Origin of the sequence: Corynebacterium sp. Marseille-Q4381 (genome assembly GCF_036881695.1) — a bacterium.
Taxonomy (GTDB): Bacteria; Actinomycetota; Actinomycetes; order Mycobacteriales; family Mycobacteriaceae; genus Corynebacterium.
Map to the genome: position 1 here is coordinate 249,922 of NZ_JBAJNR010000002.1, position 22,236 is coordinate 272,157.

The 22,236-nt window shown below is 64.2% G+C and carries 20 protein-coding genes; 6 read left to right on the forward strand and 14 right to left on the reverse strand.

Translation table 11 applies throughout. From position 1 onward, the window contains the following. Positions 1-8: 8 nt before the first annotated feature. The 4 genes from V6D40_RS03045 to V6D40_RS03060 are packed head-to-tail and all read left to right on the forward strand — an operon-like array spanning position 9 to position 2,377. On the forward strand, positions 9-209 hold the full coding sequence (locus tag V6D40_RS03045) for a hypothetical protein (protein ID WP_334288883.1): 201 nt from the start codon (positions 9-11) through the stop codon (positions 207-209). Beyond that, the gene (locus V6D40_RS03050) at positions 209-1,225 is read left to right on the forward strand and encodes an Asp23/Gls24 family envelope stress response protein (RefSeq protein WP_334288884.1); all 1,017 of its coding nucleotides are present in this window, start codon (positions 209-211) and stop codon (positions 1,223-1,225) included. The genes V6D40_RS03045 and V6D40_RS03050 overlap by 1 nt, the downstream gene beginning before the upstream one ends. Continuing rightward, a complete protein-coding gene (locus V6D40_RS03055; RefSeq protein ID WP_334288885.1) occupies positions 1,209-1,820 on the forward strand; it encodes a hypothetical protein in 612 nt (203 codons plus the stop codon). Before V6D40_RS03050 ends, V6D40_RS03055 begins: the two co-directional genes overlap by 17 nt. Further along, a complete protein-coding gene (locus V6D40_RS03060) occupies positions 1,817-2,377 on the forward strand; it encodes a hypothetical protein (protein ID WP_334288886.1) in 561 nt (186 codons plus the stop codon). Before V6D40_RS03055 ends, V6D40_RS03060 begins: the two co-directional genes overlap by 4 nt. Here V6D40_RS03060 and V6D40_RS03065 read toward each other — a convergent pair. The 7 genes from V6D40_RS03065 to V6D40_RS03095 all read right to left on the reverse strand — a co-directional run bounded on the left by V6D40_RS03065 (position 2,374) and on the right by V6D40_RS03095 (position 8,697). After that, complete coding sequence (locus V6D40_RS03065; protein ID WP_334288887.1) at positions 2,374-3,063, reverse strand: hypothetical protein; 690 nt, start codon at positions 3,061-3,063, stop codon at positions 2,374-2,376. The two genes, V6D40_RS03060 and V6D40_RS03065, sit on opposite strands and share 4 nt — an antisense overlap. A gap of 99 nt (positions 3,064-3,162) precedes the next feature. Further along, positions 3,163-4,353 carry an elongation factor Tu gene (gene tuf, locus V6D40_RS03070; protein WP_334288888.1) on the reverse strand — a complete coding sequence of 397 codons (1,191 nt, stop codon included), beginning with the start codon at positions 4,351-4,353 and terminating at the stop codon, positions 3,163-3,165. A 349-nt stretch (positions 4,354-4,702) separates the two neighbouring features. Continuing rightward, positions 4,703-6,823, reverse strand: a complete 2,121-nt coding sequence (fusA, locus tag V6D40_RS03075; RefSeq protein WP_334288889.1) for an elongation factor G — start codon at positions 6,821-6,823, stop codon at positions 4,703-4,705. Positions 6,824-7,079: 256 nt separating this feature from the next. Next, a complete protein-coding gene (gene rpsG / locus V6D40_RS03080; RefSeq protein ID WP_334288890.1) occupies positions 7,080-7,547 on the reverse strand; it encodes a 30S ribosomal protein S7 in 468 nt (155 codons plus the stop codon). Between the two features lie 7 nt (positions 7,548-7,554). Further along, positions 7,555-7,923, reverse strand: a complete 369-nt coding sequence (rpsL, locus tag V6D40_RS03085) for a 30S ribosomal protein S12 (protein WP_334288891.1) — start codon at positions 7,921-7,923, stop codon at positions 7,555-7,557. Positions 7,924-8,121: 198 nt separating this feature from the next. Further along, complete coding sequence (locus tag V6D40_RS03090; protein ID WP_334288892.1) at positions 8,122-8,478, reverse strand: hypothetical protein; 357 nt, start codon at positions 8,476-8,478, stop codon at positions 8,122-8,124. A gap of 6 nt (positions 8,479-8,484) precedes the next feature. Beyond that, a complete protein-coding gene (locus tag V6D40_RS03095; RefSeq protein WP_334288893.1) occupies positions 8,485-8,697 on the reverse strand; it encodes a hypothetical protein in 213 nt (70 codons plus the stop codon). A 226-nt stretch (positions 8,698-8,923) separates the two neighbouring features. On the opposite strand from V6D40_RS03095, the gene V6D40_RS03100 reads away from it, so the two are divergent. Beyond that, entirely contained in the window at positions 8,924-9,532 is a 609-nt protein-coding gene (locus tag V6D40_RS03100) for a DUF1707 SHOCT-like domain-containing protein (RefSeq protein WP_334288894.1), read from the forward strand. Between the two features lie 10 nt (positions 9,533-9,542). On the opposite strand, the gene V6D40_RS03105 is transcribed toward V6D40_RS03100, so the two are convergent. From V6D40_RS03105 to V6D40_RS03130, 6 genes are all read right to left on the reverse strand, one after another. Next, positions 9,543-9,689: a hypothetical protein gene (locus tag V6D40_RS03105; RefSeq protein ID WP_334288895.1), complete on the reverse strand. Its 147-nt coding sequence runs from the start codon at positions 9,687-9,689 to the stop codon at positions 9,543-9,545. An 8-nt stretch (positions 9,690-9,697) separates the two neighbouring features. Continuing rightward, positions 9,698-9,832, reverse strand: a complete 135-nt coding sequence (locus V6D40_RS03110; RefSeq protein WP_334288896.1) for a hypothetical protein — start codon at positions 9,830-9,832, stop codon at positions 9,698-9,700. A gap of 190 nt (positions 9,833-10,022) precedes the next feature. Next, complete coding sequence (locus V6D40_RS03115; RefSeq protein WP_334288897.1) at positions 10,023-14,021, reverse strand: DNA-directed RNA polymerase subunit beta'; 3,999 nt, start codon at positions 14,019-14,021, stop codon at positions 10,023-10,025. A gap of 88 nt (positions 14,022-14,109) precedes the next feature. Continuing rightward, the gene (gene rpoB, locus V6D40_RS03120) at positions 14,110-17,607 is read right to left on the reverse strand and encodes a DNA-directed RNA polymerase subunit beta (protein WP_334288898.1); all 3,498 of its coding nucleotides are present in this window, start codon (positions 17,605-17,607) and stop codon (positions 14,110-14,112) included. A 244-nt stretch (positions 17,608-17,851) separates the two neighbouring features. Beyond that, complete coding sequence (locus V6D40_RS03125; RefSeq protein WP_334288899.1) at positions 17,852-18,781, reverse strand: DUF3068 domain-containing protein; 930 nt, start codon at positions 18,779-18,781, stop codon at positions 17,852-17,854. A gap of 11 nt (positions 18,782-18,792) precedes the next feature. Continuing rightward, on the reverse strand, positions 18,793-20,268 hold the full coding sequence (locus tag V6D40_RS03130) for a succinic semialdehyde dehydrogenase (protein WP_334288900.1): 1,476 nt from the start codon (positions 20,266-20,268) through the stop codon (positions 18,793-18,795). Between the two features lie 273 nt (positions 20,269-20,541). On the opposite strand from V6D40_RS03130, the gene V6D40_RS03135 reads away from it, so the two are divergent. After that, positions 20,542-21,483: a hypothetical protein gene (locus tag V6D40_RS03135; RefSeq protein WP_334288901.1), complete on the forward strand. Its 942-nt coding sequence runs from the start codon at positions 20,542-20,544 to the stop codon at positions 21,481-21,483. Between the two features lie 235 nt (positions 21,484-21,718). Here the strand turns inward: V6D40_RS03135 and rplL are convergent, their stop codons facing one another. After that, a complete protein-coding gene (rplL, locus tag V6D40_RS03140; RefSeq protein WP_334288902.1) occupies positions 21,719-22,108 on the reverse strand; it encodes a 50S ribosomal protein L7/L12 in 390 nt (129 codons plus the stop codon). Between the last annotated feature and the right edge of the window lie 128 nt (positions 22,109-22,236).

The following is a 22,236-nucleotide window of genomic DNA, read 5'->3' on the forward strand; positions in this document are numbered from 1 at the left end:
GTTTTAACATGGATATCTTTGCGAACAAGACGGCTCTCGGCGTGCTTATCGGCGTTATCGTCGCGTTCTTCGTCACCTTCGGCGGAGCCCTCGGGCTGCTGTGGCTGCTGCTCTTCTCCGTCATCGGCGGCGTTGTCGGCGCCCAGCTCGACGGGCGCGTTGATTTGGCCCGCGCTGTGAGCACGACCTCCGGCAGAGGCCGAGGCTAATGGACGAGTCGTTTTACCACATCAGCGAAAAGGCGGTGGAGCGCGTCGCCGAGCTGGCGGCGCTGACCGTACCCGGCGTGCACCACCTCGACGCGCAGCTCGCCGGCATCGCTGGGCGCAAGTACCCGCGCGTTAACGTGCGCTTGGACTTGGCCTCCTCCATTGCTGCGGTCGATGCCGAAATCGCGACGACATACCCTGCGCCGGTCGCGGCGATCACCGACGCTGTGCGCGCCACGATCATCGCCCACATCCGAGCCCTGTGCGGCCTCGATGTGTCCCGCGTCAAGGTCACCGTCGCCCATGTGGAAAGCGACCCGCAGCAGGGCCGCGTCACATGGGACGACGTGGCGAGCCACACCGCTGAGCCAGAACCGGACGCAATCCGCGTGTCCCCGTCCCGCGTCACCTCTCCTGTGACGAAGGAGCGCGAAGAACTGACGCCGATCGAGGTCGCGGCCTCGTGGGAGGAAATGCGCGAAGTTACCGTCCCGGCGCCGCCCGAGGTCGAGCACGTCGAAGTGCCCGCGGAACCAGAGGTGGATCACGTGGCAACCCCCGAACCGGGCTACGTACGAACCTCCGGTTTCGTCGGCCCTGCCCGCGAACTCGAGGAGATTTCGGTGCCCCCAGAGCGCGAGGTTCGCGTCCCACTGCCGACCCGCCCGCAGGAGCTGGCAGCAATTCACGTCCACTCGACGGACGTTCACGGGGTGGACGTGCCGGAACCTCGCCCGCTCGTGCCCGCCCGCGCGCGGCCGAGGCCGGCGCTCGCACCTGTGTATGCGCACCAGACGCGGGTCGAGCCGGTTTCCTTGCCGCTGCGCAAGCCCCTGAAGCAGGTGCTGGTAGACCGCCCGCCGATGGTGGAGGTGTCGATTCCGCCAGCGCCGAAGCTGCGCCACGTCGCCCCTCCCCCACCACAGCAGGTGCTCCGGCCTGTTGCACCGGCGCCGCAGCCCCTGAAGCAGATCACGATCCGACCGGTGGAGAAGTACTATGACCGCACCCGTTAGAGAACGCGCGGCGGAACAGCCCCGCCCCCTCGGACCGCACCCTGGCGGCGAGCCGCGAGCGAACCCAGCTGCCCGATGGATCACCGTTGTGGTCGGGCTTGCGTTCCTCGCGCTTGCGGGCCTTTTGGCTCGGGAACTGTGGTTTGTATACCAAGACGAGCCTTTCACCTCGTGGGTGCAGCCCGTGCTCGACTTCTTAGCTAACCACGTGGTCGACGCTGTGGCTGTGACCGTGGGAATCATCATCTCGCTGATCGGCCTGTGGCTCATCATTGCCTCGTTCGTACCGCGCAAGCGCACCCACGTCCGCGTCAATTCCACCGCATCCGTCTGGATGCGCCCGGTCGACATCGCCCGGAAGGCCACGTCTACCGCCCGCGCTGAGACGGGCGGGGAAACGATCCGCTCTAAGGCAGACCGGAAGAAGCTGACCGTTGACGTGCCTGAAGACGGCACGGGAACAGCGCAGGAGCGCGTCGCAGCAGCACTCAACGGCGAATTTTACCGACTGCAGACCCCACCGGCGGTCACGGTGAAGACCACTGCACCGGTGCAGCCGAACCAGGCCGCTAACACCCAGGAGGTGGCACGATGACCAAGGGCCTCGCATTCTTCGACCGTTTCGTGACGTTTCTCATCGGCCTCCTTCTACTGGTTGCTGGCCTACTGCCCGCCGCGTTGTATTGGGATATCCCTTACGTCAGCGACTGGCTCAACCAGTTCGACCGCTCCGCAATTGCGGCGGTCACCGACCAGAGTTGGTACAACTCCGCGTTGATTATCTCCGCGCTCCTGCTGTTCCTGCTCGGACTCTGGTTCATCCTCGCCAACGTGCGCAGCCGGGCGTTCTCCAACCGCGAGATCACCCCGGCTGACCCGGCGCACGGAGAGACTGTCATCAATGTTCAGCGGCTGAGCGACGCAGCTTGCGCTGCCCTTTCCAGCGAGGAAGCTATCGCCAAGGCAGACTGCCGCGTGGCGATGGTCGGCCAGCGCCCGACCGCGACATTCACGGTCACCGCGGAACCCGAGTACCAGCTCGAGGAAGCAATTCAGGCGATCGAGCGAGCAAACGAGGACTTCCGTATCGCCAACCACACGATGGAGATCGATGCCGTGTGGAAGCTGCATCTGGACCGCGTAGCGGCCTAGACCTCTAGTAGCCAGACTGCCGCAACCGGCCCCAGCCGGCGAGTTTTACCGCCGCCCGCTGGGGCCACTTCCATTTCCCCGCCCGGTACCACCGCAACAGCGCGCCACGGGATAATCTCGAGTTCGGTCTCGCGCCCCGCGGTCGTCCACATACGAAGCCGCTGGCCTAGCACGGCCCGGCTTCCATCCTCGAAGAGAATAAGCCACCTAGCCGAACCCACTTCTGTCTGCTCGAGAAACGCAGTTCCCGGTGCACGCGCGGCGTCAATCACCGTCATCAACTCGACAACCCCCATCCGGTGCTCCGTCCCCTCCTCGTCGGTGATGACGAGGGGCCTCCCAGGGCCAGCTGGGCGCAGGCCCGAGTACCTCCACAGCCCGGGCATCCGGCGGGGGTCGTCGCCGCTGCGGGCAATGACCGTGCCGCCGGACAGCGTGACGGTCATACGCGGTGACGACGTAGCGATCACCGTCGGAGAGGCCGGCGCCGCTGTGATGAGGGCGGGGTGGCGGGAGGACACCTCATCGAGAAGCATCAAAAGCTCCTCTTCAGTCGAGCCCCAGGACAACCCCTTCGTCTGCAGCATGCCGATGAATGCCGGGAGCGAGAGATCGGGCTGGCCCTCCCAAGCGTCTTGGAGAGCGCTTATGAGCCGCGGGATCCGGGTGGGGTCTGATCCTTGCACGCAGCAAAGTGTACTGGACCCCAGAAACGCGAAAAGCCGCACCCCGTGGCGGGATGCGGCTCTTCTTAGCTAACTAACTGGTGCTAGCCAAGTCTCGAATTAGTCGAGGATCTTGGTAACACGGCCAGCGCCGACGGTGCGGGAGCCCTCGCGGATGGCGAAGCGCAGGCCCTCGTCCATAGCGACCGGCTGGATGAGCTCAACGGACATCTCAACGTTGTCGCCCGGCATAACCATCTCGGTGCCCTCCGGCAGCTTCACAACGCCGGTCACGTCGGTGGTGCGGAAGTAGAACTGCGGACGGTAGTTGTCGAAGAACGGGGTGTGGCGGCCGCCCTCGTCCTTGGACAGGACGTAGACAGAACCCTCGAACTTGGTGTGCGGGGTGTAAGCGCCCGGCTTGATAACGACCTGGCCACGCTCAACGTCCTCGCGCTTCAGACCGCGGAGCAGCAGAGCTGCGTTGTCGCCGGCCTCAGCGGTGTCGAGGAGCTTGTTGAACATCTCGATGGAGGTAACGGTGGTCTTCTGGGACTTCTCGCGGATACCGATGATCTCGACCTCATCGTTGAGGTTGAGGACACCGCGCTCCACACGACCGGTAACCACGGTACCGCGGCCGGAAATGGTGAAGATGTCCTCGATCGGCATCAGGAAGTCGCGGTCGGTCTCGCGGACCGGGTCCGGAATGGAATCGTCGCAAGCCTGCATGAGCTCAACGATAGAGTCGACCCACTTCTGCTCGCCCTCGAGAGCCTTCAGAGCGGAAATGTGAACGATCGGAGCTTCCTCGTCGTAGTCCTGCTCAGCCAGAAGCTCGCGGACCTCCATCTCGACGAGCTCGATGATCTCCTCGTCGTCAACCATGTCGCACTTGTTCAGCGCAACGAGGATGTACGGAACGCCCACCTGGCGAGCGAGCAGCACGTGCTCGCGGGTCTGCGGCATCGGGCCGTCGGTAGCAGCGACCACGAGGATCGCGCCGTCCATCTGAGCAGCGCCGGTGATCATGTTCTTGATGTAGTCGGCGTGGCCCGGGGCGTCAACGTGTGCGTAGTGGCGCTTCGGGGTGTTGTACTCCACGTGGGAGATGTTGATGGTAATGCCGCGCTCGCGCTCCTCCGGAGCCTTGTCGATGGCGGCGTAGTCGAACGCCTTGTTCTCCTCCGGGTACTGGTTAGCCAGCACGGTGGTGATGGCAGCCGTGGTGGTGGTCTTGCCGTGGTCGACGTGACCGATGGTGCCAATGTTGACGTGCGGCTTCGTACGCTCGAACTTTGCCTTTGCCACTTGTTGTCCTCCTGGACTTCATGGTGGCTACGACCTTCGCAGCCACGTGGTTTACATTTGCCTTGCTCCACGGCCCACTCGCGCAGGACGCCAAGCAACGACCATTTCACAATGTGCCAGTTACATGATCCTAGATTCTGAATGACCGTTTTACAAACCGGCCGATCCGTATCAAACCCGGACCTACCTAGTGGGTAACGGCCGGCTCAAACCCCGGCGATCTGCTTCGATCGCAGGGTCTCAGCGAGCCGCTACCCACCAGGTGATGCACTCCTCCCCCTCGTTCGACCCGCCGCCCTGGCTAGCGGCGACGGGCCGTCAGGAAAGGATGCGGGAGGCGCTGCCCGGCTTAGTTGCCGTTGCGCTCGTCGATGATCTCCTGTGCGACGCTCTGCGGAACCTCAGCGTAGGAGTCGAACACCATGGAGAAGTTCGCGCGGCCAGCGGTGGACGAACGCAGGTCGCCGATGTAGCCGAACATCTCGGACAGCGGCACCTTCGCGCGCACAACCTTGGCGCCCGAGCGGTCCTCCATCGCGTACACCTGGCCACGGCGGGAGCTGATGTCGCCGTTGACGGTACCCATGTACTCCTCAGGGGTGACAACCTCGACGGCCATGACCGGCTCGAGCAGAACCGGCTTCGCCTTCGCCACAGCTTCCTTCAGAACCTGGGAGCCAGCGAGCTTGAAGGCCATTTCAGAGGAGTCGACGTCGTGGTACGCGCCGTCCTCGAGGGTCGCCTTAATGTTCACCAGCGGGAAGCCGGCCAGGAAGCCGTACTGCATCGCGTCCTGGATACCCGCGTCAACCGACGGGATGTACTCCTTCGGCACGCGGCCACCGGTGACGGCGTTCTCGAACTTGTAGGTTGCGGACTCGCCCTCCTCCAGCTCCGACGGCTCCGGGTTGTACGGCTCGATGGTGACGATGACCTTCGCGAACTGGCCGGAACCACCGGTCTGCTTCTTGTGGGTGTAGTCGAGGCTCTCGACCTTCTTGCGAATGGTCTCGCGGTACGCAACCTGCGGGGAACCGATGTTCGCCTCAACCTTGAACTCACGCTTCATGCGGTCCACGAGCACGTCGAGGTGCAGCTCGCCCATGCCGCCGATAACGGTCTGGCCGGTCTCCTCGTCGAGCTTGACGGTGAAGGTCGGGTCCTCTTCGGCGAGCTTCTGGATAGCGGTGCCCAGCTTCTCCTGGTCAGCCTTGGTCTTCGGCTCGATGGCCACCTGGATAACCGGGTCCGGGAAGTCCATGGACTCGAGGATGATCGGGTGATCCGGGTTGCACAGGGTGTCACCCGTGGTGGTCTCCTTCAAACCGATGAACGCGTAGATGTTGCCGGCGTCAGCGTGCTCAACCGGGTTCTCCTTGTTCGCGTGCATCTGGAAGAGCTTGCCCACGCGCTCTTTCTTGCTCTTGGTGGAGTTGAGCATCTGCTCGCCCGGGATAGCCTGGCCGGAGTAGACGCGCACGTAGGTGAGCTTGCCGAAGAACGGGTGCACAGCGATCTTGAACGCCAGTGCGGAGAACGGCTCCTCAACAGACGGCTTGCGGGTGAGCTCCTCGCTGCCGTCCACAGAGGTGCCGTGCACCTCGCCGATGTCCAGCGGGCTCGGCAGGTAGTCAACGACAGCGTTCAGGATCGGCTCGATGCCCTTGTTGCGGTACGCGGTGCCGCAGAAGACCGGGTAGACCTCGGAGTTAACCGTCATCTTGCGGATGGCAGCCTTGATCTCCTCGACGGTGAGCTCCTCGCCGCCGAAGTACTTCTCCATGAGCTCCTCATCGGACTCGGCGACGGTCTCGAGCAGCTTCTCGCGGTACTCCTCAGCCTGCTCCTGAAGCTCAGCCGGGATCTCCTGGATCTGCGGCGGGGTACCGGTCTCAACCTTGCCCGGCCACAGGTACGCCTTCATCTCGACGAGGTCGACGACGCCGTCGAAGTTGTCCTCTGCGCCAATCGGGATCTGCATAACCAACGGCTTCGCGCCGAGACGGTCGACGATGGTGCCGACGGTGTAGAAGAAGTCCGCGCCGAGCTTATCCATCTTGTTGACGAAGCAGATACGCGGAACGTCGTACTTCGCAGCCTGACGCCACACCTGCTCGGACTGCGGCTCAACGCCTTCCTTACCGTCAAAGACGGCGACAGCGCCATCGAGCACGCGGAGGGAGCGCTCCACCTCAACGGTGAAGTCCACGTGGCCCGGGGTGTCGATGATGTTGATCTGGTTGTTGTTCCAGAAGCAGGTCACCGCGGCGGACGTAATGGTGATGCCGCGCTCCTTTTCCTGCTCCATCCAGTCGGTGGTTGCGCCACCGTCGTGGGTCTCGCCAACCTTGCGGTTGATACCCGTGTAGAACAGGATGCGCTCGGTGGTGGTCGTCTTACCAGCATCGATGTGGGCCATGATGCCGATGTTGCGAACCTTGTTCAGGTCCTTAAGCACTTCTTGTGCCACGTTTATTACCCCAACTTGTTAGTTGTCGACACCGCCGCGCCGCGATACTTCTGCGACGCCGAAGCGTCTATAGCGGATATTTTCCTTGTTCGATTATTCCATTACTTCGCGAAAGTAGCACTGGGAGACCCCCGCTTACGCGCCACATAGCAACGACCCGGTGACAATCATCGATATTTCGACCACGGCATAAGCCGCGGGCTGATTGTCCACCGGGTCGGTGCGCATTGACGCAATTGCGAAAATGGCTCTACTACTACCAGCGGTAGTGCGCGAAGGCGCGGTTGGCCTCCGCCATCTTGTGGGTGTCCTCGCGGCGCTTCACCGATGCGCCGAGACCGTTGGACGCATCCAGAATCTCGTTGGCGAGACGCTCGGTCATGGAGTTCTCGCGACGCTGGCGGGTGAAGGTGACCATCCAGCGCAGAGCCAGCGTGTTGGAGCGGCCCGGCTCAACTTTGACCGGAACCTGGTAGGTGGCGCCACCGACGCGGCGGGAGCGGACCTCGAGATCCGGGCGGATGTTGCCCAGAGCCTTCTCCAGGGTGCCGACCGGGTCAGTACCGGTCTTCTCGCGGCACATCTCGAGTGCGCCGTAGACGATGCGCTCTGCCGTGGACTTCTTGCCGTCGATGAGGACCTTGTTCACCAGCTGGGTGACCAGCTCGGAGTTGTAAACCGGATCCTTGACTACGGGACGCTCAGGTGCTTTTTGCTTACGCATTGTTTACTTATCCCTTCTTCGCGCCGTAACGGGAGCGAGCCTGCTTGCGGTCCTTGACACCCTGGGTATCCAGTGCGCCGCGGATGATCTTGTAACGCACACCCGGCAGGTCCTTCACACGACCACCGCGCACGAGCACCATGGAGTGCTCCTGCAGGTTGTGGCCCTCGCCCGGGATGTAAGCGGAAACCTCAACACCGGAGGTCAGGCGCACACGGGCGACCTTACGCAGCGCGGAGTTCGGCTTCTTCGGGGTGGTGGTGTACACACGGGTGCACACGCCGCGGCGCTGCGGGGAGCCCTTGAGGGCGGCCGTAGCAACCTCGGTCTTCTTGTCCTTGCGGCCCTTGCGGACCAGCTGCTGAATAGTAGGCATTCACGCTCTTTCGTGGTTACGCGACCGCCCAAGCTTGGCTATACATGCAAAAATAGGGGCTCTTTTCCGGGGCCCTGCCGTTTTGCATGAACTACCGTGTGAGCGGGTCGCATGGAGTTCAATAACTTCCACTCCGCGGGTATTCGCGGGGGAAACCTCGATAAAGGTACACCACGTGGCGCAAAGAGCACAAGTTGCTTATCGACGCCCACCCCAGCCCAACTGGCCTGCGGCGCCGGCCTCGACAACCTGCTCCTTCGACCAGGTCCACGGCAGGTAGTTGTCCACCAGGGATTGGGAGGACGCCGCGAACATCACCGCCACCGCTATGGGGGCCGTCGCCCACCAGGTCCATCTCATAGGTCGATCCCTTGTGGCACCGGGGAGTTTGTCCAGCGGTATTTCAAAGACCATCGTGCACTCGGTGCGGACGCCTGGGTAGGTCACCTCGCACGCACGAAGCCCAGGATCGACTGAATCGAACAGGGTGCCGTCTTCCGCCTGGATTCGCCCGCGGAGCACCGTGGTGGCCTCCGGGGTGAATCCGAAATTCATCTGCACTCAGCTCGCGTGCGAGGGCACACCGTTGAGCTTTTCGGACACAGTCACGCGAGCGCTGTCGAATGTGCCCAGTTTCGGGGCAGCGCTGCCGTATTCGTACGGCGCGTACACCAGGTCCTCGGCCTTCGGCAGCTGGCCGCGGATGAACACTCCCAAGCTGATGAGGGCGAGGGAGGCTGCGACAGCGGCAACGCGGCGGCTTGGAGCGCTCATTTGAGGGTCACCTCCGCAGTGCGTTCGCCGAGAAGCCAGCGCATCTCCGGCACCTCGGCGAACATGTAACCTTCCGGCTCGGCCTCCTCGAATCCGCCGCTTATACCCGTCACACCGACGAGGGCGAGCAGCGCCGCAATAGTCGCGCTTGGGCGACTTTCCGCTCACGCCTGGATATTAAGCCTGAGCACGGCGTCTGTGCGCGGGCTCCGGTTAATCTGGGCTCATGACCACACCGAATGCTCCCCGCAAGCGGGCCAGCAACACCGAGCGTGAGCGCATTTCGCAATTGCTTGACGACGCCCACGTCGACGGCCAGCTCAGCCTCACCGAATTCGACGACCGCACCAAGGCACTGTGGGCCGCCACCTACGCCGACGAACTGCCTGCGTTAGTTGCGGACCTCACCCCCGTGGAACACGGCAGCGGGACCCTCGAGCCCATCAGCTCCCAGCCCGGCGGCTCCGCCCTCTCCTTTTCCATCATGGGCGAGTCCGTGAAGAAGGGACGTTGGCACGTCGCCCCGACACACACCTCCATCACAGTCATGGGAGGCAACGACCTCGACCTCAGGAACGCGACACTGTCCGCACACGAAACGGTGATTAACGCGTTTGCGGTGATGGGCGGCATCGACATCATCGTCCCCGACGACGTCCGGGTGATCGACGACGGCATCGGTGTCTTGGGCGGCTTTGAGCGTCGCGACGACCCCTCGTCCAGCACCTCTCACGATCACCTGCCCAGCGACGCGCCGGTGGTTCGAGTCCGCGGCCTGGCGCTTATGGGCGGCGTCGACATCATCCGCGCGGCACGCGACGCCCACATCAGCTAGCGCTGAACCGCTAGTGCTGAGCCGGGGCAGCCCGTCGGATGAGTGCGCGGATGTGGTTGGAGGTGTCGTCGTCAAGCGAAAGCACTGCGTAGCTCGTGGGCCACATGGAGCCGTCGTCGAGCTGCGCGGCGGCGAGCGCGCGGTCCTCCTCCGGCATCGCGTCGATCAACTCTTGTGGGAAACACGTCGCCCCGCCGTCTCCGTTTTGCCAACGCCCTTAGGTCCGTCTAACGCCACCGCGGCCACATGGGGAAGGAGCTCGTCGAGTTCGGCGTCGACGGTGCGGTCTAAATAGGTCATGAGCTGCATCGTAACACCACTAATCGACCATTTGCAGACGTCCTACTCGTCCATTTGCAGGCGTCCTACTCGTCCATTTGCAGACGCCGTACCAAGTTGGGGCCGGGGTCCGTCGAAAAGCAAAAAGCCCGGCCCCGAAACCGGGACCGGGCCAGCAGACCTAGCTAGATGCCAGAAGTGCTAGGCCGCCTTAGATCTGGTCGAAACCGTACTCGTCCAGCGGGACGGAGGCGCCGGTGAACTCGCCGTAGCCTTCGTCGCCGTAGATGGAGTCGCCGAAGCTCGGAATCGAGTACGCCGCAGAGCGGGCCGCCTCGGTCGGCTTGACCTGAATGTTGCGGTAGCGGGAGATGCCGGTACCAGCCGGGATCAACTTACCGATGATCACGTTCTCCTTCAGGCCGATCAGCTTGTCGGAGCGCTTGTTGATCGCGGCATCGGTCAGCACGCGGGTGGTCTCCTGGAAGGAGGCCGCCGACAGCCAGGACTCGGTTGCCAGGGAGGCCTTGGTGATACCCATGATCTCGGAGCGCATCTCCGCCGGCTCGCCGCCGTCGGCAACCGCTGCCGCGTTGACCTGGCGTGCCTCGGAGAGGTCCACCAGAGTACCCGGCAGGAACTCGGTGGTACCCGAGTCGATGACGGTGCCGCGGCGCAGCATCTGGCGGATGATGATCTCGATGTGCTTGTCGTGAATCGACACACCCTGGGTGCGGTACACGGCCTGCACCTCGTTGATCAGGTGCTTCTCCACACCGCGGCGGCCGAGCACCTCGAGCACGTCGTGCGGGTCGGCGGCGCCGCGCATAAGGCGCTCGCCAACCTCAACGTGGTCGCCCTCGCGCAGGGTGCGCTCGATGTAGGCGTCCGGGTTGGACTCCATCGGGCGGCGCACCTGGGCCAGGCCCTGGCGCTTCGACAGCTTCTCGTAGACCACGTCGTCCGAGTCGTCGTCCGGGTGGATCGTCAGCGTCCAGAAGTTGCCCTCGTCCTCCAGTGTGACCGTGCCGGCCACGGAGGCGATCGGGGCGCGGTTCTTCGGCACGCGGGCCTCGAACAGCTCCTGGACACGCGGCAGACCACCGGTAATGTCGCCGCCGACACCACCCTGGTGGAAGGTACGCATGGTCAGCTGGGTACCCGGCTCACCAATGGACTGCGCCGCGACGATGCCGACAGCCTCGCCGATGTCCACCAGCTGGCCAGACGCCATGGACTTGCCGTAGCACTTCGCGCACACGCCGGTCGGGGTCTGGCAGGTCAGCACGGAGCGGACCTTTGCCTCGGTAACGCCGGCCGCGACGAGCGCGTCGATGCGCTCCTCGGACAGTTCGGTGCCGGCCTCGAGAATGACGTTGCCGTCTGCGTCCTTCGCGTCCGCCGCGAGCACGCGGCCGGACACGGAGGTCTCGACCAGGTCGTGGCGGTGGAAGGAGCCAGCGGTCTCCTCGGCCACCGGCACCTTGACACCCTGGTGGGTGCCGCAGTCGTCCTCGCGGACGATGACGTCCTGCGCCACGTCGACCAGACGACGCGTCAGGTAACCGGAGTCTGCGGTACGAAGCGCGGTATCGGCCAGGCCCTTACGGGAACCGTGGGAGTTGTTGAAGTACTCCATCACGCTCAGACCCTCACGGAAGGAGGTCTTGATCGGGCGGGTAATGTACTCGCCGCGCGAGTTCACAACCATGCCCTTCATACCGGCCAGGGTCCAGATCTGGCGCATGTTACCGGCAGCACCGGACTTCACGATCATCGGAATCGGGTTGTCGTCCGGGTAGAGATCCTCCACAGCCTGACCCACCTTGTTGGTGGCGTCCTGCCACAGCTCGACCAGGCGGTCGTAGCGGTTCTCCTCCGTCAGCGCGCCCTTCTCCCAGAACTTGCGCTCGATCTCCTCGGCCTCGCGCTCGTACTCCTCGAGCACCTCTACCTTGTTCGGAAGCACCAGCACGTCTGACATGGAGATGGTCACGCCGGAGCGGGTCGCCCAGTAGAAACCGGCGTCCTTCATCTTGTCCAGCACCTGGGCAACGGTGATCATCGGGTACTTCTCAACCATGGACTGGATGATGTCGCCGAGCAGCACCTTGCCGGAACCGCCGCCCTTGCGCACCATCGCGCCTTCCTGGTACGGGAAGTTGAACGGCAGAAGCTCGTTGAACATGATGCGGCCGAGCGTGGTGTCCATCATCCAGGCCTGGCCCTTGGTCCAGCCCTCCGGGAACTGCTCCTGCTCGATCTCCGGGGTCGGGCGCAGGTGGTCGATGCGCACCTTGATCGGAGCCTGCAGGCCGAGCACGCCGCGGTCGTAGGCCATGATGGCCTCGCGGTAGGAGGAGTAAACGCCCTGCTCCGGACCGTTCTCGTCGGCCGGGGCGTACGCGCCCTCGCCGCCGATCTCCTGCGGGCCCTTCACCATGGTGAGGAAGTACAGGCCGGTGACCATGTCCAGGCGCGGCATTGCCAGCGGCTTGCCCGACGCCGGAGACAGAATGTTGTTCGAGGACAGCATGAGGATGCGGGCCTCGGCCTGCGCCTCTGCAGACAGCGGCAGGTGAACTGCCATCTGGTCGCCGTCGAAGTCGGCGTTGAAGGCCTCGCAGGCCAGCGGGTGCAGCTGGATAGCCTTACCCTCGACCAACTTCGGCTCGAACGCCTGGATGCCGAGGCGGTGCAGCGTCGGTGCGCGGTTGAGCAGCACCGGGTGCTCCGCAATCGCCTCTTCGAGCACGTCCCACACCTCAGGGTGCTGGCGCTCCACCTTACGCTTCGCGCTCTTGATGTTCTGCGCGTAGTCGTTGTCAACCAAGCGCTTCATCACGAACGGCTTGAACAGCTCGAGCGCCATCAGCTTCGGCAGACCGCACTCGTGCAGCTTGAGCTGCGGACCGACAATAATCACGGAACGGCCAGAGTAATCCACGCGCTTACCCAGCAGGTTCTGGCGGAAGCGGCCCTGCTTGCCCTTGAGCAGGTCGGACAGGGACTTCAGCGGGCGGCTGCCCGGGCCGGTGACCGGACGGCCTCGGCGGCCGTTGTCGAACAGCGCGTCCACAGACTCCTGCAGCATGCGCTTCTCGTTGTTCACGATGATCTCGGGCGCGCCGAGGTCGATCATGCGCTTCAGGCGGTTGTTGCGGTTGATCACGCGGCGGTACAGGTCGTTCAGGTCCGACGTGGCGAAGCGGCCGCCGTCGAGCTGCACCATCGGGCGCAGCTCCGGCGGGATCACCGGGATCGCGTCGAGGATCATGCCGGCCGGGTCGTTGCCGGAGCGCTGGAACGCAGCGACAACCTTCAGGCGCTTCAGGGCGCGGATCTTCTTCTGGCCCTTGCCCTCGGCGATGATGCCGCGCAGCTCCTCGGCCTCAGCGTCGAGATCGAAGTTGCGGATCAGGGTCTGGATAGCCTCGGCGCCCATGCCGCCGGTGAAGTAGTCCTCGTAGCGGTCGACGAGCTCCTCGTACAGGTTCTCGTCGATAACCATCTGCTTCGGGGCGAGCTTGGTGAAGGTGGTCCAGATTTCGTCCAGACGCTCCACCTCGCGCTCGCCGGCCTCGCGGATGTGAGTCATCTCCTTGTCCGCGGCGTTCTGCACCTTCTTGCGGGCAGCAGCGGTCGCGCCGGCGGCCTCGAGCTCAGCGAGGTCCTCCTCCAGCTTCTGCGCGCGCTCCGCGATCTCCGCGTTGGCGTCCGCCTCAACTTCCTTCTTCTCCATGAGCATCTCTGCTTCCAGGGTGGAGAGGTCGTTGTGGCGGGCCTCATCATCCACGGAGGTGATGATGTTGGCTGCGAAGTAGATAATGCGCTCGAGGTCCTTCGGCGCCAAGTCAAGCAGGTAACCCAAGCGCGACGGCACGCCCTTGAAGTACCAGATGTGGGTAACCGGAGCGGCCAGCTCAATGTGGCCCATGCGCTCGCGGCGCACCTTGGACTTGGTCACCTCGACGCCGCAGCGCTCGCAGATGATGCCCTTGTAACGCACGCGCTTGTACTTGCCGCAGGCGCACTCCCAGTCGCGGGTCGGGCCGAAAATGCGCTCGCAGAACAGGCCGTCCTTCTCCGGCTTCAAGGTGCGGTAGTTAATGGTCTCCGGCTTCTTAACCTCGCCGTGGGACCAGCGACGGATGTCGTCGGCGGTGGCCAGGCCGATGCGAAGCTCGTCGAAGAGGTTTACGTCAAACACGTAATGGTTCCTTATCTTCTTGGTGGTTGCTGTTCGTTCACGGGTGCGTCGGCAAGCAGCTGCTTATCGACGCCCCCTTGTCCTAGCCCTATGCCGTATCCGCAGCCGCGCCCTCGTCGCGGGACAGGTTAATGCCCAGCGAGGAACCGGCCTGGTCGAACTCGTCATCGTCGCCGTCGAGCTCCATCGGCGTGCCGTCGGTGGAGAGCACCTCCACGTTCAGGCACAGCGACTGCAGCTCCTTGAGCAACACCTTGAACGACTCCGGGATGCCCGGATCCGGGATGTTGTCGCCCTTCACAATGGCCTCGTACACCTTCACGCGGCCGACCACGTCGTCCGACTTAATGGTGAGCAGCTCCTGCAGGGTGTAGGCGGCGCCGTACGCCTGCATTGCCCACACCTCCATCTCGCCGAAACGCTGGCCGCCGAACTGGGCCTTACCGCCCAGCGGCTGCTGCGTAATCATGGAGTACGGGCCAGTGGAGCGGGCGTGGATCTTCTCGTCCACCAGGTGGTGCAGCTTCAGCATGTACATGTAACCGACCGAGATCGGGTACTTGTACGGCTCGCCGGAGCGGCCGTCGAACAGCATCGTCTTGCCGTTCTCGTCCACCATCACTTCGCCGTCGCGGTTCGGCTTGGTGTTAGCCAAAAGGCCCGCGATCTCGTCGTTGGTCGCGCCGTCGAACACCGGGGTGGCCGTCAGCGAGTCAGCCGGCACGTCGTAGAGGTGCTCCGGCAGGGTCTCGAGCAGCTTGGCGTTCTTCGGGTCGTCCGGGTTCACGGTCCAGCCAGCCTTGGCCAGCCAGCCCAGGTGCACCTCGAGGACCTGGCCGATGTTCATACGGCGCGGCACACCGTGGGTGTTCAGAATGATGTCCACCGGGGTGCCGTCCGCCATGAACGGCATGTCCTCCTGCGGGAGAATCTTGCCCACAACACCCTTGTTGCCGTGGCGGCCGGCCATCTTGTCGCCGTCCTGGATCTTGCGCTTCTGCGCGACGTAAACGCGGATCATCTCGTTGACGCCCGGGCTCAAATCGTCGTCGTCCTCGCGGGAGAAGCGGCGCACCGCGATGACCTTGCCGGTCTCACCGTGCGGCACCTTCAGGGAGGTGTCGCGCACCTCGCGGGCCTTCTCGCCGAAGATGGCGCGCAGCAGGCGCTCCTCCGGGGTCAGCTCGGTCTCGCCCTTCGGGGTGACCTTGCCCACGAGGATGTCGCCGTCGCGCACGTCCGCGCCGATGCGGATGATGCCGCGCTCGTCGAGGTCCTTGAGCACCTCCTCAGAGACGTTCGGAATCTCGCGGGTGATCTCCTCGGCGCCCAGCTTGGTGTCGCGGGCGTCGATCTCGTGCTCCTCGATGTGCACGGAGGTGAGGATATCCTCCTCCACCACGCGCTGGTTGAGGATGATCGCGTCCTCGTAGTTGTGGCCTTCCCACGGCATGAACGCAACGAGCAGGTTGCGGCCGAGCGCCATCTCGCCGTTCTTCGTGCCCGGACCGTCAGCGATAACCTGGCCGGCCTCAACACGCTCGCCCTGGCTCACGATCGGGGTCTGGTTGTAGCAGGTGCCCTGGTTCGTGCGCTCGAAGGTGCGCAGCATGTAGGTCTCGTGCGTGCCGTCGTCGGCGGCAACGGTGATGAAGTCGCCGGTGACGTTCTCGATCACGCCGCCCTTGCTGGTAATCACGGTGTCGCCCGCGTCGTACGCGGCGCGCTGCTCCATACCGGTGGCGACGTAGGCGGCCTCAGCACGCAGCAGCGGCACAGCCTGCTTCTGCATGTTCGCGCCCATGAGCGCGCGGTTCGCGTCGTCGTGCTCGAGGAACGGAATCATCGCCGTTGCCACGGACACCATCTGGCGCGGGGAAATGTCGAGGTAGTCGACGCCCTTGGGGCCGACAACACCGATGTCGCCGTCCTTCAGGCGGACCTCGATGCGCTCGCCGGTGAGGTTGTTGTCCTTGTCCATCGGCGTCGCCGCCTGCGCGATGGCGTAACGGTCTTCTTCGTCCGCGGTGAGGTAGTCGATCTGGTCGGTAAGCTGACCGTCGACGACCTTCTGGTACGGAGTCTCGATGAAGCCGAACGGGTTGACGCGGGCGTAGGAGGCCAGCGCGCCAATCAGACCAATGTTCGGGCCCTCAGGGGTCTCGATCGGGCACATGCGGCCGTAGTGCGACGGGTGCACGTCGCGAACCTCGATACCGGCGCGCTCACGGGACAGACCACCCGGGCCGAGCGCGGAGAGGCGGCGCTTGTGGGTCAGGCCAGACAGGGAGTTGTTCTGGTCCATAAACTGGGACAGCTGCGAGGTGCCGAAGAACTCGCGGATCGCCGCGGAAACCGGGCGCACGTTGATCAGTGACGTCGGGGTGATCGACTCCGCGTCCTGGGTGGTCATGCGCTCGCGCACAACGCGCTCCATGCGGGAAAGGCCCACGCGGACCTGGTTCTGGACCAGCTCGCCGACGGTGCGCAGGCGGCGGTTGCCGAAGTGGTCGATGTCGTCCGTGTTAATCGGGATCATCTCGCCGTTCGGCGCCTTCATCTCGTTCTCGCCTGCGTGCAGGCGGACGAGGTACTCGAGCGTGGTGGCGATGTCTTCCTCGGTGAGCGTCATCAGACCCTCGTGGTCGCCGCCGAGGCCCAGCTTGCGGTTGACCTTGTAGCGGCCGACGCGCGCGAGGTCGTAGCGCTTCGGCTTGAAGAAGGCGTTCTCCAGCAAGGACTGCGCGAGGTCGCGCGTCGGCTGCTCGCCCGGGCGCTGCTTGCGGTAGATCTCCAGCAGCGCCTCGTCGGTGTTGGCGACACCGTCGGATTCCAGGGTGGCCATCATGATCTCGGAGAAGCCGAAGCGCTCCGTGATCTGCTCGGTGGTCCAGCCGAGCGCCTTCAACAGCACCGTCACCGGCTGGCGGCGCTTGCGGTCGATGCGCACGCCGACGGTGTCGCGCTTGTCCACGTCGAACTCCAGCCACGCACCGCGCGACGGGATGACCTTCACCGAGTGCAGCGGACGCTCGGTGGACTTGTCAATCGTCTCGTCGAAGTAGACGCCCGGGGAACGCACCAGCTGGGAGACGACGACACGCTCGGTGCCGTTGACGATGAACGTGCCCTTGTCCGTCATCAGCGGGAAGTCTCCGATGAAGACGGTCTGGGACTTGATCTCCTGCGTGTCGTTGTTGATGAACTCCGCCGTCACGTACAGCGGTGCGGAGTAGTTGATGTCCTTGTCCTTCGCCTCTTCGATCGTGTACTTCACGTCTTCGAAGCGCGGCTCCGACAGGCTCAGGCTCATGTTGCCCGAGTAGTCCTGGATCGGGGAGATCTCCTCGAGAATGTCCTCGAGGCCGCTGGTCACCTTCGCGGTCTCGCCGCGGAGTTCCTGCTCGCGTTCGCGCCACTCCGGCGTGCCGACGAGCCACGCGAAGGAATCAAGCTGCACATCGAGAAGGCCCGGGACGGTGATGGGCTCTGCAATTTTCGCGAACGAGTAGCGTTCGGGTGCCCCGGGGATTTCAGCCATATTCATGGTCTGGTCTGAGACTGCCAAGTTGGGTCCTTCCAGCACCTTGGGCGGAGGCCGCAGCAATCTGCTCTGGCATACAGGTTGGCGACGTTTCCGCTGGTTAAGTTAGCATTTGGTCTGCTTCGGAAGACCCGCCCCAGAGATAGCAAAATCACCTTGTCAAATCGGTTTTCCCAAACCGCTCGAGCAAGGTTTGCGCGCACACTGGAGACGGCTTCCAGCGCAAAGAGACAGCCTATACTACACAGGCGCGCTTGTAAAGCACTCAGCCGGCAGCCTACCACCACTACCGGCGCGCGCGGGAAAACCGCACCGCAAGAAATGCGCCGAGGGCGGTCAGCAGCGCACCGAGGGCGGCGACGATGCGCGCGATCGTATGTGCGCGCGACGCGGGCGCGACACCCGAAACGGCCTGGACGAGCTCGGTGACCTGCGCCGTGTCCATCTCCGCGTCGTACATCACAATGTTCTCGATGCCGCGGCCGGCTGCGTCGCCGTAAAAGTCGTCGACCTTCTCGTTGATGCCGACCACGAGGCCGGAAATGCGGTCCACGAGCAGCTCGCGCTCGGCGGAGTGGAAGTAGAAGGCGCGCTGCGGCTCGCCCTCCGGGCCTGGGAGGTAGGTGGTGTTTCGCGCGTCGGCGTAGAGCTGGGCGACGTTCACCGGCGCGATGACCTGGCGGAAGCGGTACACGGTGCGGCCCGCGATCTCCTCCTCGCCCACGAATTCCGCCGGTGCCGAGGTGCGAAGGGTGGGGTCGAACACGTCGTAGGCGCGCTGTTCTACGTTTGCGGGGAAGGTGAGCCACGGGGCGTCGATAAGCACCTGCTCCGCGGGCATACCCATAACAAGCTGCACCTCCGCCGGGTCGCGCACCTCGGCGGTCTCGCGGTCGAGGGCGAACGACCAGGTGGATGCGGTGATCAAGTTATCGAAGTCGGTGCCGGCCTTGCCTGCGCGCAGCGTGTCGCCGACGCGCACGGCGGCGGTGTCCTCGTCGGAGGGGTTGCGGATTTCCATGTGCAGCTGGCGCGTGACCGGCGCGGGCTGGCCCTGACGTTTGCCGTTGTCGTCCGTCAGGGTCCAGGTGGCCTCGCCGAGGGAGAGGGGCAGGCGTGCGTTGGCCAGAAGCAACCTCGGAGCAACGAGCCCGCCGACCAGCAGCGCAACGCCGAGGCCGACGAGCAGTGCCTGAAAAGCGCGGGAACGGTGCATGGTGCGCTACCTTACCGCAGGATATCGCGGCCCCACTTCAGCGCGGCGGCCAAGGAGTCGGCGAAAACGTCCCGAGGCAGGTCGTTGGCCATCAGGTTCATGCGGCGGGTGCGCGTGACGTTGCGCGGCTCTGTGTACTTCGTCATGCCGTGCTCCCCGTGCCGGCGGCCCGCGCCAGACTGCTTGAACCCGCCCATCGGCGCGTCCATCGCGCTCCACGCTGGCGCGTACCCCTCGTTGATGTTCACCGTTCCGCTCTCAAGCTGGGATGCTAATCGACGCCCCGTCATCCTCCCCGCCCACACCGACGCGTTGAGCCCGTACTCCGAGTCGTTCGCCTTCGTCACCGCCTCGTCGAGGGAGTCGACGACCTCGATGTAGACCACCGGCCCGAAGACCTCCTCGGTGTAGAGGTCAGCGTCGGTGGGCACGTTCGTGAGCACCGTCGGCTCGAAGAACGCCGGGCCGATGCGGTGGCCACCGGTCAGCGCTGTGGCACCCTTGGCAAGCGCGTCGCTAACAAACGCCTCGATCTTGTCGGTGTGCGCCTCCGAGATCTGCGCACCCATGTCGATGTCCCAATCCTTGCCCGCCCCCACCGTCATCTGATCCACGCGGTCGACGAACCGCGGGATGAACTCGCCGGCTATGTCCCTGTGCACGTACATCCGCTCGATGGAGATGCACAGCTGGCCCGAGTTGGCGAAGCAGGCAAGCCACGCGCCCTCGACCGCGCGATCGAGCGGCGCGTCCGGGGCGATGATCATGGGGTTCTTCCCGCCGAGCTCCATCGAGTAGTCGATCAGCCGCTCTGCCGCCTGTTGGGCCAGCTCTTTTCCGGTCTTGGTCGAGCCGGTGAACATGAGGAAGTCGCAGCGCTTAATGATCGCCTGCCCCACCTCGCTCCCCGGCCCGGTGACCACCTGGAACAGGTCCCTCGGCAGGCCCGCTTTGTAGAGGAGCTCGGCACCCTTCAACGCGGACAACGGAGTCTGCGAGTCCGGCTTGAGCACCACCGCGTTGCCGGCGAGCAGGGCCGGGATCGCGTCGCTGATCGCGAGCGCAAGCGGGTAGTTGAACGGCGCAATGATCCCCACCACGCCCTTCGGCGGGCGCTGCTCGTGCGTCACGGTTAAGAAGGGCATTGGCACTTGCCGACGCCTCGTTCTCACATACCCGCGCCCATGATGTGCGTAATACCGACTGGTCAACGCTACATCCATCACTTCCTCGAGCGCACTCAGGCGGTTCTTGCCGTTCTCGTCTTGGATCTGGTCCATCAACTCATCCCGGTTGTCGATGACCAGGTTGTGGAACCGCAACATGATCCTCTTGCGGTGGCGATAGCTCGTCTGCGCCCACGCCTCCTGCGCGCGCCGCGCTTTGGTGAACGCCCGCTCGACGTCGTCTTCGGTCTGTTTCGGGACCCGGCCGATCACCTCGCCGGTGGCGGGGTTGGTGACGTCGATGTGCTGCGTTCGTTTCATGCCGCCCAGCCTAGGCGGTGCGTGGGCGGCGCCGCGGTGGCGCTTTGGTGGCGCTCGGGCGGCGCCGTGGCGGTGATAGCGGGTAACTCGGTCAGCGGTGGAACGCGACCTGCGGAAATGCAGATTGCGGCTGGAGTTACCCGCTATCACCGAGAGCCGGCCGCAGCCAAGGACAACGAACCTGTGGATAACTCGCGCCGCCCGAGCCCGAGTTATCCACAGTTCCAGCAACCGCCGTTCCCCTCTGTCGTTTCATCTGCCATCATCCCGGGTATGGATCGGGGGAAACAGGACGAACTTGTCGGAATGCTGTTGAAGCTGCGGCGCGATGGCACGGCTGTCGACGGCTCGGGGGCCGCGGGGTCCGGCACCGTGGTGCTCGGCCTATCCACGAAATACGGTGTCGCCTACCACGACTTCGCTGGCCTGCGCTCGTACGAGCGGAAGTGGCTGTGCTGCCTCGCCGTCGCGAAGTCAATGCGGAAAGCGGCGTTGGCGGGCAGATCCGCCGCCCGGATCCACGGCATGTGGGTGATCGGGGACCAAACTGGGGCTGCGGAAAGGGTGGAGTTGGTGTTGGGGGCGGGGAGGGTGCCGTCGAAAAGCCAATGGCCCAAGGGGTGTACCTATCTCGAGCAGCGCGGAAGGAAACCGACGATCGTGGAGCATGCGACGGTGCGCGTGACGGATCCGCTGTCGACCGCGTTCGATATTGCGCTGCACCACGGGTTCCGCGAGGGGCTGGTCGCCATGGATTGGATCTTGCACCACCACACGACGCGTGAGGTCGTCGAGGCGGAACTGGAGAGATTCGGGCCGACGCGCAACATCGACACGCTGCGGAAGGTTGTCCAGCACGCCATCCCGAACTCGATGTCGCCGTACGAGTCGTACGCCAGGGCATTGCTTATCGACGCCAACATGGACGGTTGGGTCGCCAACGCCAAGGTCGGCGAGTTCTTCATCGACCTGCTGCGCCGCCGCCTCGGCATCGAAATCGATGGCGGCGTGAAGTACGACGGCGAGACCTACAAACCGCTGGATGAAACGCTGCTTGCTGAGCGGAACAGGGAGAAGAAGATCCAGAACAAGGGCATTATCCTCTATCGCGTTTCCCCGGAGGTACTGCTGCGTCGCGAGGAGGAGTTCCTCGCCGAGGTGGAGCGCCTGCAGGTGATTGCCGACGCGATGGGGCCGCTCCCGCCGGATATCTAGCGTCGTAGGCGCGGCCCCTGGCTCCCCCGCCGCGAGTTGATAGCGGGTAACTCGGTCAGCGGCGGAACGCGACCTGCGGAAATGCAGATCGCGGCCGGAGTTACCCGCTATCACCGCACACTGGGCACTACCCCCGGCAACGCAAAACCCCGGCAACGCAAAACCCCGGCCCCGCACCGTATCTAGGTGCAGGAACCGGGGTGAGTGGTCGCGGGGTGATATCACCCCTAGGCGACTACTTGAGGGTGACGGTAGCGCCAGCCTCTTCCAGCTTGGTCTTGGCAGCCTCTGCGTCGTCCTTGTTTGCGCCCTCGAGGATGGCCTTCGGAGCACCCTCGACCATTTCCTTGGCGTCCTTCAGGCCGAGGCCCGGAACCAGCTCGCGGACAACCTTGATCACGCCGATCTTCTTGTCGCCAGCGGACTCGAGCACGACGTCGAACTCGTCCTTCTCCTCAGCAGCCGGAGCGTCGCCGCCCGCAGCACCCGGAGCAGCTGCAACTGCAACCGGAGCAGCAGCGGTCACGTCGAAGACCTCCTCGAATTCCTTCAGGAACTCGGAGAGCTCGATGAGGGTCATTTCCTTGAACTGCTCAATGAGCTCGTCCTTGGTGAGCTTAGCCATTGTGGCTTCCTTTCTTTGACCTCGTGTGAGGTCGTTTCATGGGGTGTGTAGTTGTTGGTGGACGTTTGCGGTTTACGCCGCGTCGTCCTGCTTGTCCTGCAGTGCGGCAACAAGTCGTGCCGTCTTGG